Annotated in this window: 5 protein-coding genes; 4 read left to right on the top strand and 1 reads right to left on the bottom strand. The window is 68.5% G+C overall.

The window, feature by feature from the left end; all coding sequences use genetic code 11:
- Window positions 1-2 precede the first annotated feature (2 nt).
- A complete protein-coding gene (locus ACXHGZ_RS08955; protein ID WP_480463406.1) occupies window positions 3-10961 on the bottom strand; it encodes a non-ribosomal peptide synthetase in 10959 nt (3652 codons plus the stop codon).
- Window positions 10962-11173: 212 nt separating this feature from the next.
- Between ACXHGZ_RS08955 and ACXHGZ_RS08950 the strand changes: the two genes are divergently transcribed.
- From ACXHGZ_RS08950 to ACXHGZ_RS08935, 4 genes are read left to right on the top strand one after another with little or no spacing between them, the layout of a single operon-like run.
- Window positions 11174-12364 carry a PepSY-associated TM helix domain-containing protein gene (locus ACXHGZ_RS08950; protein ID WP_480463405.1) on the top strand — a complete coding sequence of 397 codons (1191 nt, stop codon included), beginning with the start codon at window positions 11174-11176 and terminating at the stop codon, window positions 12362-12364.
- Window positions 12361-12900 carry a PA2404 family protein gene (locus ACXHGZ_RS08945; protein WP_480463403.1) on the top strand — a complete coding sequence of 180 codons (540 nt, stop codon included), beginning with the start codon at window positions 12361-12363 and terminating at the stop codon, window positions 12898-12900. The genes ACXHGZ_RS08950 and ACXHGZ_RS08945 overlap by 4 nt, the downstream gene beginning before the upstream one ends.
- Entirely contained in the window at window positions 12897-13214 is a 318-nt protein-coding gene (locus tag ACXHGZ_RS08940; RefSeq protein ID WP_480463401.1) for a hypothetical protein, read from the top strand. Before ACXHGZ_RS08945 ends, ACXHGZ_RS08940 begins: the two co-directional genes overlap by 4 nt.
- Complete coding sequence (locus ACXHGZ_RS08935; RefSeq protein WP_480463400.1) at window positions 13211-13780, top strand: DUF6162 family protein; 570 nt, start codon at window positions 13211-13213, stop codon at window positions 13778-13780. The genes ACXHGZ_RS08940 and ACXHGZ_RS08935 overlap by 4 nt, the downstream gene beginning before the upstream one ends.
- The last annotated feature ends 3 nt before the right edge of the window (window positions 13781-13783 follow it).

Below are 13783 nucleotides of genomic sequence, written 5' to 3'. Positions count from 1 at the left end.
CCTCATTCGGAAAGCAGCTTTTCAAGCTCAGTGGCTGATAAACGTTTGAGGGCCGCCAAGGATTTAGCCAAGGCGTCCTGCACCGGCGCTTGCTCCTGCTGCAAGGCCGCCAGCGCCTGAGCCTGCTCGGCCAGCACCGGGTGGCTGAACAGGGTCTTGAGCGGCAGGTCGAGCTGCCACAGCGCCCGTGCGCTGGCCACCACGTGCATGGCCAGCAGCGAATGCCCGCCCAGCTCGAAGAAGTTATCCGTGCGCCCGACCCGTTCGAGCTTGAGCACCTGGGCCCAGAGTTCGGCCAGGCGGGTTTCCAGCTCGCCCTGGGGTGCCTCGTAGGCGTCCTGGGCCTGGGCCAGGTCCGGTGCGGGCAAGGCTTTGCGGTCCAGCTTGCCGGCCGGGGTCAGCGGCAGGCGCTCGAGCAGCAGCCAGGCGCTCGGTACCATGTAGTCCGGCAGCCGCGCACGCAGGGCCTGGCGCAGGCGCTCGCGCAGGCTCGGGTCGCCCGCCTCGTCGGGCACCACGTAGGCCACCAACTGCTGGCCGCTCAGGCCCGGGCGGGCCAGCACCACCGCCTCGCGCACCCCTGCCTGCTCCAGCAGGCGCGCCTCGATCTCGCCCAGTTCGATACGGAAACCACGGATCTTCACCTGGTTGTCCACCCGCCCGAGGTAGTCGATCACCCCGTCGGCGCGCTGGCGCACCAGGTCACCGGTGCGGTACAGCCGCCCGCCCGTGCTGAACGGGTCGGCCACGAAGCGCTCGGCGCTCAGGGCGGCACGCCCCAGGTAGCCCCGCGCCAGGCCCTCACCGCCCAGGTACAGCTCCCCCGCGATGCCTTGCGGCACCAAGTTCAGTTCGCCATCCAGCACGTAGGCGCTGCGCAGGCCGACGCGCTCGCCGATGGGCGCATAGGCCGCGCCACACTCGGTGCCCTGCCCGGCTTTCCAGAGCAAGGGCGTTACCACCGTCTCGGTGGGGCCGTAGCCGTTGATGATCCAGGTCGGGCGCAGGGCCCGGCGTGCCAGCTCGTAGCTGGCCTGGGGCACGGCGTCGCCACCGAAGCAGTACACCCGCACCGCCGGGGGCTGCCCCTCGCGTTCGGCATGTTCGGCCAGTTGCTGCAGGTACGCTGGCGGGAAAGCCGCCACGGTCACCCCGTGGGCCTTCATCTGTGCGTAGGTCTGCTCCGGCGTCCACAGCGTGTTGTCGCGTACCAGCAGGCTGGCGCCCTGGGTCAGGCAGGTCAGCCAGCGCTCATGGGCACCGTCGAAGGCGAACGACATGAAGTGCAGCTCGCAGTCGTCCGGGCGCATGTCGTAGCGCTCGGCGATGGCCTGCACGTGCATGGCCAGCGGCCCGTGGGCCACCGCCACGCCCTTGGGTTGGCCGGTGGAGCCGGAAGTGTAGATGACGTAGGCCAGGTGGTTCGGGTCTGTTTCTACCTGCGGATTATCGATTTCGCCCTGCGCGCTGGTCTCTTCGATCAACAGCACTTGCGCGCCTTCGACCGGCAACTGCCCGACCACACTCGCCTCGCTCAGCAGCAAGCCGGCACCGCTGTCCTTGAGCATGTAGGCCAGGCGTTCGGCCGGGTACTCCGGGTCCAGCGGCAGGTAGGCGCCGCCAGCCTTGAGCACCGCCAGCAAAGCCACCAGCATGCGCGGCGAGCGTTCCAGGGCGATGGCCACCAGCGCTTCGGGCCCCACGCCCCGGTCGATGAGTGTCGCGGCCAGGCGGTTGGCGCGCTGGTTGAGGGTCGCATAGTCCAGGCGTTCCTCGCCGCAGAGCACCGCTGGCGCCTGCGGTGTACGCGCCGCCCAGTCCTCCACCAACCGATGGACCGGGCGCTGCATCGATCCGCCCTGGGCCGGGCCATTGAGCGCAACGCTTTGGCGCTCGCAGGCATCGAGCATCGACAGGTTGCCCAACGCCTCGTCCGGGGCGGCGACGATGCCCTGCAGCAGGTTCAGCCAGTGCCTGGCCAGGCGCTCGATGGTCGCCGCCTCGAAGCGTTCGGCCATGTAGCTGAAGGTGGCGGACCAGCCTTGGGCAGACTCGCAGGTGTCCAGCGAGAGGTCGAACAACGCGGTGCGAGGCGGCAGGTCCAGGCGGCCGATCGAAAGCTCCGGCAGCGCCTCGGCGAGGTCGTCGCCGCGCCCGGCACTCTGGTGGTTGAACAGCGCCTGGAACAACGGGGTCTGGCCCAGGTTGCGCGCAGGCTGCAAGGCCTCGACCAGCTGCTCGAACGGCAGGTCCTGGTGGGCCTGGGCCTGCAGGGCGGTTTCGCGTACCTGTTCGAGCAGGGCTGCGAACGACTGGCTGGCATCCAGCCGCGCCCTGAACACCTGGGTGTTGACGAAGAAGCCCAGCAGCGCCTGGGTCTGGGCATGGTTGCGGTTGGCCGTGGGCACGCCGACGCGGATGTCGTCCTGGCCGCTGTAGCGCTGCAACAGCACCTGGTAGCTGGCCAGCAGGAGCATGAACGGGGTTACACCGCGCTTGCGCGCAAGGTCTGCAAGCGCCTCGCCGAGCGGCCTTGGCAGTTGCAGTTGCAGGCGGCCGTTGCGCAGGGTCGGCTGGGCCGGCAGTGGGTGGTCGTAGGGCAACTGCAGCACAGGCTGCTCGTCACCCAGTTGCTCGCGCCAGTAGGCCAGCTGGCGCTCGCGTTCGCCGGCCTCCATCCAGGCCCGCTGCCAGGCGGCGTAGTCGGCATACTGCACCGGCAGGTCTGGCTGCGCCGACACCTGCTGGCCGCAGGCGGCGCGATAGCCATCGACCAACTCGCGGACCATCAACTGCATGGACCAGGCATCAGTGACCACATGGTGCTGCACCAGCAACAGCACATGTTCCTGCTCGGCCACCGCGTACAGGCGCACCCGCAGCAAAGGCCCGTTCTCCAGGTCGAACGGCCGGGCAATCTCCTCGGCCAGTACCGCCGCCAGGCCCGCCCCGGCCTCGACGTGCTCGACCGGCAAAGCCAGCCCCGCAGGTGCCGCGATCACCTGGCGCGGTTGCCCATCGACCAGGCGGATACAGGTGCGCAACGATTCATGGCGGGCCACCAGGCGTGCGAAGGCCTCCCCCAGTGCCGCCACGTCCAGGTGGCCACGCAAGGTCAAGGCCAGCGGCAGGTTGTAGGCACTGCTGCGCGGCTCCAGCTGCCAGAGGAACCATTGCCGCTCCTGGGCATAGGACAACGCCAGCGGCTGCTCGCGCGACACCCGGGCGATCTGCGACTGCCCGCCACGCGCCAAAGGCGCCAGGGCCGCGGCGAACGCCTGCAACTGCTCATGCTCGAACAACAGCCGCAACGGCGCGTCGATGCCCAGTTGCTGGCGCACCTGGGACATGACCCGGGTGGCCAGCAGCGAGTGGCCGCCCAAGGCGAAGAAACGGTCCTGCAGGCCGACCTGCGGGCATTCCAGCACCTGCGCCCAGATCGACGCAAGTGCTCGCTCCAGCGCCGTGCGTGGGGCGACATGGAGCCCTTGATCGTACCCGAGGCTCGGCAACGGCAAGGCCTTGCGATCGACCTTGCCATTGGGCGTCAACGGCAGCGCCGGCAGGCACAGGACATGCGCCGGCACCATGTAGTCCGGTAACGTCTGGCGCAGCGACGCCTGCACCGCCTCGGCGCCGGCCACCTCGCCTTCCAGGTACGCCACCAGTTGCACACCACCCTGCAGAGGCTGGGCGACCACCACGGCGGCACGCACGCCCGGCACCTGCACCAGGCGAGCCTCTAGCTCGCCCAGCTCGATGCGATAGCCACGCACCTTCACCTGGTGGTCCAGGCGCCCGGCGTAGTACAGCTCACCCTGCCCACCCTGGCGCACCAGGTCGCCGGTGCGGTACATGCGCTGGCCACCGCCGGCGAACGGGTCGGGCAGGTAGCGCTCGGCGGTGAGCCCAGGGCGGTTCAGGTAGCCGCGGCTCAAGCCCGCTCCGGCCAGGTACAGCTCGCCGGTCAGCCCCACCGGCAGCAGCTGGGCCTGGGTGTCGAGCACATAGGCGGCGGTATTGTCCAAAGGCCGACCGATACACGCCTGGCCCCCAGGCCGGCGCAGGGCGTGGGTGGAATAGGTGGTGTCCTCGGAGGGGCCGTACAGGTCATGCACCCGCTCAAGCCCCGGGCGCCGGTACAAGCGCTCGACCAACGACTGCTTCAGCGGCTCGCCGGCCAGGTTGACGATGCGCACGCAGGCGGGGATCTGCCCCGCCTGCTCCAGGGCGACGACGGCCGACGGCACGCTGTTGACCAGGCGCACCCGGTCGCGTGCCGGCAAGTCTGCCAGGGCCAGGGCATTACGTGCCAACACGCAGTAACCGCCGCAGGCCAAGGTGACGAACAACTCCCACACCGACAGGTCGAAGCAGATCGAGGTGCTGGCCAGCACACCCTGCAGGTCATTCCGGCTATAGACGCCACGGGACCAGCGCACCAGCGCCTGGACATTGCCATGGCTGATGGCAACACCCTTCGGCTTGCCCGTCGACCCCGAGGTGTAGATCACATAGGCCAGGCGCTGGGCCGGCACGACCAGAGCCGGGCGGCAGTCAGGCAGGTCGGCCGAGGCCAGCAAGGCAGCTACGTCCAGCAGCCGCGCGCCCGCCAGCGGGGCCAGCACGGCCTCGCCCGCCCCATCGCCCAGCACCCAGACCGCCTCGCTATCAGCGAGCATGTGGGCCAGGCGTTCGGCCGGGTAGTCCAGGTCCAGCGGCACATAGGCGGCCCCGGCCTTGAGCACCGCCAGCATCGCCACCAGCATCTGCGGCGTACGTGCCATGCCGATGGCCACCCGTTGTTCGGCCGCCACACCGCGCCGCAGCAGCGCGTGCGCCAGGCGGTTGGCCTGGGCCTCGAGCTGGGCGTAGGACCACTCATCGCAGTCATGGATCAACGCCAAGGCGTCGGGGGTACGGGCCGCCTGCCGTTCGAACAGGCCATGCACCGTTGCCGGTTCTTCGGCGAAGGCCACGGGCGCATTCCACTGGCGGACCTGCAACGCCAAGGCATCAGGCGACAACAGGCCGAGATCGCCCAACCGCCCCTCGCTGCCCAGGCTCGGCAACTGGCGCAACAGGTGTTCCAGGTGCCCGGCCAGGGCCGCCAGGGCGTCGGCGCTGAACGCGCTGCTGGCATAGCGGTAATGCACATCGAGGGTCTGCCCAGCGACAACGGACACGGTCAGCGGGTAGCTGGTCTGCTCCTGGTTGGTGAGCGGCGTCAGGCGCAAGCCCACCGGCGTGGCCTCGCCCAGGGCCTGGTCGATCGGGTAGTTCTCGAACACCAGCAGGTTGTCGAACAGCGCGTCGCCGAAACCGGCCCAGCGCTGGATATCCAGCAGCGGCGTGTGCTCGTGTTCGCGCAGGCGCAGGTTGCCGGCCTGCAGTGCTTGCAGCCACTGGCCAAGGCGCAGGTGGCCGGCGGGTTCGACCACCACCGGCAAGGTGTTGATGAACAGCCCGACCTGCGCCTCGATGCCGGGCAACCCCGCCGGGCGGCCGGCCACGGTGGCGCCGAAGGCCACACAGGCCTGGCCGGTATAGCGCTGCAGCAACAAGGCCCAGGCCGCCTGAACCAGGGTGTTGAGCGTGACACGCTGCTCACGGGCGAAGGCCTGCAAGGCGGCCAGGGTGGTGCTGTCCAACTGCTGGCGGTGTTCGCCCTGCCCCGGCGCGTCGCTTGCAGGCAGCGGGTGCACGCTGCGCGCCAAACGGGTCGGCTCGTCCAGCGGCGTCAGTTGCGCACGCCAGAACGCTTCGCTTGCGGCGGGGTCCTGCTGCTGCAACCAGGCGATGTAGTCCCGGTACTGGCCGACCGGGCGGGGCACCACGGCGCCCTGGTAGCGCTCCAGCACTTCCACCAGCACCCGCGCGTTGCTCCAGCCGTCCATCAGCAGGTGATGATGGGTATAGATCAGTTGGTGGCGGCCAGGCGCCAGCTGGACCAGCTGCAGCTTCAGCAGTGGCGCCTGGTCCAGGGCGAAACCTTGCCTGCGTGCGTCATCCGCCAAGGCGTCGAGGCGTTGCGCGGCATCGGCGCACCCTTGCAGGTCGTGCTCGTGCCAATCCACCGCCACTTGCCGCCAAACGCGTTGCAGCGGCCGCTCCAGGTGCCAGAGGCAGGTGCTGCGCAGGGTATCGTGGGCATCCACGGTGTGCTGCCAGGCCGCTCGCAGGCACTGCGGGTCGACGCCTTCCAGGTCCAGGCGCAACTGGTTGATGTAGGCACCGCTGCTTGGCTGGTAGAGGCTATGGAACAGCATGCCCTGCTGCATCGGCGACAGAGGATAGAGGTCCTGCAAGCCACGTGGATCGCCCGGCAAGGCGTCCAGCTGTGCCTGGGTCAGGCCGGCCAGGGGAAAATCGGCAGGGGTCACGCCGCCGTGGCGCAGGTCACAGCAGTGCTCGACCAGCGCCAGCAGTTCCTCCTCGTACAGTCGGGCCAGGCGCTGCACCGTAGGCGCCTCGAACATCCGGGTGCTGTAGGTCCATTGCAGGTTCAGGCGGCCATCGTGGACCTGCCCTTCGACGGATAACCCATTGCCCAGCGGCGCGGCGTCATCCTGGGCCTGCCCAGCCGACTCGGCGGCCGGTACGAAGGTGGCCTGCGCGTCGAACTGGCTGTCGAAACGCCCCAGGTAGTTGAAGGTGATGCACGGTCGCGGCAGCGCCTCCAGGGCCTCGCGTACCTCGGGCTCGCCGAGGTAGCGCAGGATGCCGAAGCCCACGCCCTTGTCGGGCACGGCGCGCAGCTGCTCCTTGATCGACTTGAGCGAGGTGGCCAGGCCTTCCTCCACCTGCAAGGCAACCGGGAACAGGCTGGTGAACCAGCCAACGGTGCGCCCGGTATCCACATCGTCGAACAGCTGTTCGCGGCCATGCCCTTCCAGCTCCAGCAAGACCCGCTGCTGGCCGCTCCAACGTGCTACGGCACGGGCCAGGGCGGTCAGCAGCAGGTCGTTGACCTGGGTGCGGTACGCCGCCGGCGCCTCGTGCAGAAGGCGCCGTGTGAGCTCGGTATCGAAGTTCAGGGCCAGCTTGCAGCTGTCGCGATTGAGCGCCAGCGCGCAGGGATGGTCCACCGGCAGCTGCTCGCAGGCACCTGCCAACTGCGCCTGCCACCAGCCCACCTGGGCCTGCTGTTCGGCGGCATAACGGTGCAGGCGCTGCGCCCAGGCCTGGTAGCTGGTGGTCTTGGCCTGCAGCGCCAGCGGCTGCCCGGCCGCCAGGCGCGCATAGGCCTGTTGCAGGTCTTCGAGCAGGATCCGCCAAGACACCCCGTCTACCGCCAGGTGATGGACGACCAGCAGCAAGCGTTGGCTGCCGTCCGGCAGGCGTGCCAGCAGCGCGCGCAGCAGCTGGCCCCGGGCCAACGACAGGCTGCGCTGCGTGGCCTCGCACATAACCTCCAGGGCCTGCAGCGAATCGACTTCCCGCACCCACAGCAGCTCATCGTTTGCCGGCGCGCGGTAGGCCTGGCGCCATGTGTCGCCTTGCCGGTCGAAGCCCAGGCGCAAGGCATCGTGCTGCTGGCACAGCCAACCCAGCGCCTGCGCCAGCCAATCGGCGCGCAAGGCCTGGCGAGGCGCGAGCAACAGCGACTGGTTCCAGTGGTCACGGTTGAAGTCAGGCAAGGCAAAGAACAGCTGCTGCACGGGCGTCAGCGGCACTTCACCTTCGGCCAGTTGCGTGTCGACCGCCTGCTCGCCCAGCACGCCGGCCGCCAGGGCCAGGCTGCGCACGCTCTGGTGCTGGAACAGGTCGCGAGGGCTGACGTCGATGCCCACCTGGCGGGCGCGGTTGGCCAGCTGGATGGCCATGATCGAGTCGCCGCCCAGTTCGAAGAAGTTGTCGTCGCGCCCGACCTGCGGCACCTGCAGCACCTGCGCCCAGACCTCGGCCAGGGCCTGTTCCCGCTCGCCTTGTGGCGCCACGTAGGCCGCTTGGGCCCCCGCCTCGATCTTCGGCAAGGCGCGCCGCTCCAGCTTGCCGTTCGGGCTCAGCGGCATGCGCGCCAGGGCCTGCCATTGGCTCGGCACCATGTACTCGGGCAAGTGCCCGGCCAGATGATCAGCCAGCACCTGCTGCCAACCCGCGTGCGCTTCGGCCAGCACCACATAGCCGAGCAGGCGCTTGCCGTCCTCGGCGACCACCACCGCCTCGCGCACCCACGCATGCTCCAGCAGTCGGGCCTCGATCTCGCCCAGCTCGATGCGCAGGCCGCGCAGCTTGACCTGGTGATCCAGGCGACCGGCGTATTCGATCACCCCATCAGGCCGGTAGCGCGCCAGGTCGCCGGTGCGGTACATCCGCTCCCCCGCCACGAACGGGCTGGCAACGAAGCGTTCGGCGCTCAGCCCCGGGCGACGGTGATAACCCCGGGCCAGGCCCACGCCGGCCAGGTACAGCTCGCCCAGCACACCCGCCGGGACCGGCTCCAGGCTCGCATCCAGGATATGGCAGGCCAGGTTGGCGATCGGGCGGCCGATCGGCACACTGTCGCGGCCTTCGTCCAGGCACGTCCAGTGGGTCACGTCGATGGCCGCCTCGGTCGGGCCGTACAGGTTGTACAACCCAGCCCACGGCAGCCGCGCCAGCACCTGCTGCTGCGCATCCACCGGCAGCGCCTCGCCGCTGCAGACGATGCGCCGCAGGCTGCGGCAACGTTCGACACCCGGGTCTTGCAGGAACGCTTGCAGCATCGACGGCACGAAGTGCAGCGTGCTCACCGCCTCGGCCTCGATCAGCTCGACCAGGCGCGCCGGGTCGCGGTGCGCCCCCGGCGCCGCCAGCACCAGCCGTGCGCCTTCCATCAAGGGCCAGAAGAACTCCCACACCGACACGTCGAAGCTGAACGGGGTCTTCTGCAGCACCGTGTCTGCCGTGGTCAGCCCGTACGCTTCCTGCATCCAGCACAGGCGGTTGACCAGCGCGGCATGGCGGTTGCCGGCCCCCTTGGGCTTGCCGGTGGAGCCTGAGGTGTAGATCACATAGGCCAGGTTTTCGCCGTCCACCGCCACGTCCGGGTTGTGGGTCGGCTGCGCATCCCGCTCAAGCGCATCGAGCAGCAGGCAGTCGACGCCCTCCACCGGCAGCTCGGCCAACAGCCGGCGCTGGGTCAGCAGCAGCTTCACGCCACTGTCCTCGAGCATGTAGGCCAGGCGCTCGCACGGGTATTCCGGGTCCAGCGGCACGTAGGCGCCACCGGCCTTGAGGATGGCCAGCAGGCCCACCACCATCTCCAGCGAACGTTCGGCGGCGATGCCGACCCGCACATCCGGCCCCACGCCACGGGCGATCAACAGGTGCGCCAGTTGGTTGGCCCGGGCGTTGAGTTCGGCGTAGCTCAGTTGCTGGCCAGCGAAGGTCAGGGCCGGGGCATGGGGCTGGGCCGCGGCCTGCTGCTCGAAACGCTGGTGCACGGCCTGGGCCAGGTCATATGCAGTGAAGGTGTCGTTCCATGCGCGCCCTTGCCGCTGCTCATCCGCCTCGAGCATCGACAGGTTGCCGACCGCTTGCCCAGGGTCGTCCAGTATCGCCCGCAGCAGGTTGAGCCAATGCCGACCCATGCGCGCGATGCTGCCCGCCTCGAACAGGTCGGTGGCATAGGTCAGCGCCGCGTGCAGCCGGCCACCTTTTTCATAGGTGTCCAACGTCAGGTCGAACTGCGTGGTACGGTGGGCCGGCTCGATGGCCTGCAAGGTCAGCGCGTTGCCCACACGTATGGCATCGACATCGGCGACCTGCGGCTGATGGTTGTACATGACCTGGAACAACGGGTTGTGACCATCGCCACGCGGCAGGTCGAGGGCTTCGACCAACTGCTCGAACGGCAGCTCCTGATGGGCCTGGGCGCCCAGCGCGCAGGCCTTGGTCGCGGCCAGCAGCTCGGCGACCGTCTGCCCGGGGTCGACCTGCACGCGCAGCACCTGGGTGTTGACGAAGCAGCCGATCAGCCCTTCCACCTCGCTGCGATTACGGTTGGCGATCGGTGTGCCGATGCGCACATCGCCCTGGCCGCTGTAACGCGCCAGCAGCACCGCGAACGCCCCCAACAGCACCATGAACGGCGACAACCGGTGTGCCTGGGCCACCTGCTTCAGGCGCTCGGCCAGGGCCTGGTCCAGTGCCAGCTCGTGGCGTTGGCCTCGGTAGCTGGGCACCTGCGGACGGGGGTGGTCCAGGGGCAGCGCCAAGGGCGGGCAGGCCTCCCCCAGGTATTCCCGCCACCAGGCCAACTGGCGCGCCTGCTCACCGGCCTCCAGCCAACTGCGTTGCCAGAGGGCATAGTCGGCATACTGGATCGGCAAGGTGGGCAATTGCGGCGCACTGCCTTCAACCCGTGCGGCATAGCAGCGGCTGAACTCGTCGATCAGCACATTCATCGACCAGCCATCGGAGACGATGTGGTGCAGTGTGACCAGCAACACATGCTCTTGGTCCGCCAGGCGCAACAGGCTGACCCGCAGCGACGGCCCACGGCCCAGGTCGAAGGGCGCGAACACCTGCTCCTGCGCCAGCGCCTGCACCTGCGCTTCGCGCAGCTCGGGCGCAAGGTCGCCAAGGTCGGCGTAGCCAATGGTCAGCGGGGCGCAGGCCTCGGCCAGGCCCACCTGCCCTTCGCCCGCATCGACGAACAGCGTACGCAGGGTCGCGTGTCGCTCGACCAGGTCGGCGAACGCCTGCTCCAGCGCGCCACGGTCCAAGGCACCGCACAACCGTACCGCGCTCGGCAGGTTATAGGCGGCGCCCTGCGGGTCAAGCCGCCACAGCACCCACATACGCTTTTGCGCATAGGACAACGGCTGGCGCTCGACCGGCAGCCCGGCCGCAGCGATGGGCAACTGGGCAAAGTCGACGCCCTCGCGCTGCAATGCCTGCAAGAACAGCCGCCGCTTCTCCAGGGGCAGGTCGATGTAGCGGCGGGCCAGTTTCAACGCGTCTTGGGCATTCATCAGCAGTCATCCATTCGATTGGGCACGAGCCTTGGAGGGTCGATATCCCAGGGAAACGGATGGCCAACGGGGAAAATTAAACGGCCGCCGGCACCTGACTGAAACATTTTTTTGCATTTATCCGGTCGGGTTTTCGATTCTCATTCGTCTTATCTGTTGCAGCCCCATGGTTGAGCTTCGGCTCGCCCCTCCCTTGACAACAGAACAGACCGATGGCCCGACAAACGAAAAAATCCAAGTCCAGACTGTGGTTCCTCGTCCACAGCTGGCTCGCCTTGCCGATCTGGTTCTTCGTGCTGATCGTCTGCTTCACCGGCATGCTCGCGGTGGTCAGCCAGGAGATCGTCTGGCTGGCCAACCCCGACGTGCGCGCCAACGCCCCCCACGACGATGCACGGCGCCTGAGCTACCAGCAGGTGCTCGATGCGCTGCACAAGGCCGAACCGGACATGGCCGTGCGCTTTCTCAGCCAGCCCGATGGCTCGCACTTCGCCCTGAAGGCCGCCGTGACCTACCCCGATGGCACCGCGCCGACGCTCTACGTCAACCCTTACACCGGTGCCATCCAGGGCAGGATGCCTGACTTCAACTTCGAAGCCTTCACCCGTGCCCTGCACGGCTGGTGGCTGGTGCCCTTCACCAACGGCTACAGCTGGGGCTGGTACCTGGTCTCCTTGCTCGGCCTGCCGATGCTTGCCTCGCTGGTCACGGGCCTTGTGGTGTACAAGAAATTCTGGAAGGGGTTCTTCAAGCTGCCGCGCCGCAGCCATGGCTCGCGCATCTTCTGGGGCGACCTGCACCGCCTGGCTGGGCTGTGGTCGATCTGGTTCATCGCGGTCATTTCCATCACCGGCACCTGGTTCCTGATCCAGGCGATCCTGGGCGACAACCACGTCAGCCTCTCCAGCGAGCCGGTGGTGCCGGTGATCGCCCGCGAACAGGTGCCGCGCACCACCGACGGCAGCCCGGCACCACGCATCGACCTGGACGAGGCCGCACGCATCGCCCAGCAGGCCATCCCGGGCCTGGAGATCAGCTTCATCACCCTGCCGGGCACCGCCTACAGCCACATCAGCCTGGGTGGGCGTGGCTGGTACCCGCTGATGTTCCAGACCGCCGAGGTCAACCCCTACACCCGCAATGTCGATAGCCAGTTCCTGCTCGGCGACCGCTCGGCCCTGGAGTTCGTCACCGAGTCCATGCGCCCGTTGCACACCGGCGACTTCGGTGGGCTGGCGATCAAACTGGTCTGGGCTTTCTTCGGCCTGATCCTGACTCTGATGGTGTTCAGCGGCCTGCTGATCTGGACCAAGCGCACCGCTCAGGCCACCGCCGCAGCCCTCAAGCGGAGCGAGCGCGGGGCCCATCCGCGCACCCACAGCACCGTGGAGGCCCGCCCATGAGCCAGGCACATACGCTGCCCGCCAGCCCGCTGAAGCAGTTCTGGCTGAAGTGGCGTTTTCACCTGAACATCCTGCTGATCCTCATCCCCCTGGGCTTCATGCCCAAGTACTTTGCCGACGCCAAGCTGTTTCGCGGCGATGCCGGTCTGGGGGCGAACCTGATCCGCGATATCCAGGTGGGGCCCTACCGTCTGGACCTGGCCGAACTGCGCGACGAAGCGCCGCGCCCCAATGGCCCGGCGGGCTATTTCAAGCCATTCAACGCCGCACTGTGCACGCAGTGCGTCGAGGGCGCCAAGGCTGTCTACCTGCGCGTCGGCAAACCCCGCAGCCTGCGCGCCGCCGGCACGCTGTTCTTCGGCCCGGCGTACCGCATGGGCACCTCGCTGCCGGTGCCGCCGCGTACCCGCCCTGACGCGGCCCTGTGGATCACCATCGAAGGCTGGGACGGCCAGCTGCACCAGGCCTCGGTCCCACTGGCCAAGGCATCGCCAGCTACCGTCGCCTGGCTCGAGCAACAAGGAGGCAAGAAATGAAACCACTGCTGCGCAGGCTCGCCCTGCCGCTCTTGGCCCTGGCCGCGACGTCGGCAATGGCCCATAACCCGATGTGCGAATGCACCGAATCCGGCGAGCAGATCACCTGCAAGGGTGGTTTTTCCGATGGCAGCGGCGCCCCCGGGGTGACGCTGGATGTGATCGGCTACGACGAGCAGGTACTGGTCGGCGGCAAGCTGGGCGATGATTCGACTCTGACCTTCACGCGCCCTGACGGTGAGTTCTACGTGCTGTTCGACGCCGGCCCCGGGCATGTGGTGGAAGTCGACCATGCCGACATCGCTGCGCCATGAGCCGCGCCCAGGTGGTGCGCCCCGCCGGCGCCGGGCACGAAACCCTCTACGTGCTGCTCAGTGCCTTGTTGATCGTCGCCCTTGCCGGCACGGTGGTGGCGCTGCGCGGCGAACGCCAGGACGAGGTGGCCATCGCCAGCCACCAGATCGACGCCCGCCGCGACCTCAGCGCGGCGGAGCAAGGTATCTACACCGACCTCTGGGTGGCGGTTGAAGAAATCCAGCTGTTGCGCGAAGACAGCGGCCAACTGCCGGGCGTCGAGGCCCTGGCCGAAGAAGGCTTGCCACCCTTCACCCACGACGCCAGCAGCCAGCGCCGCGGGCAGCATCACTGGCAAGGGTTGCCAGGCGGCGCGTACCTGGGCCGCAGCCAGGATGCAGCGGTCGCTGGCAGCTTCCTGCTGGTCCTGCCCAGCGGCCCGGCGCAACCGGCCGATGTCTGGCTCCGTCGCGATCGTAGCGCCCTGGTACCCGACGACCTCGCCAGCGCCTCGCTGATCGCCGCAGGCTGGCAGCAGGTGGTCAGCCATTACGACGCCGGGGTCACCCGCCAACACCGCCACTGAACC

The organism is Pseudomonas shiyinii, assembly GCF_056725765.1.
The sequence above is the reverse complement of the archived record's forward strand: the minus strand, read 5'-3'. Positions and strand labels throughout refer to the sequence as shown.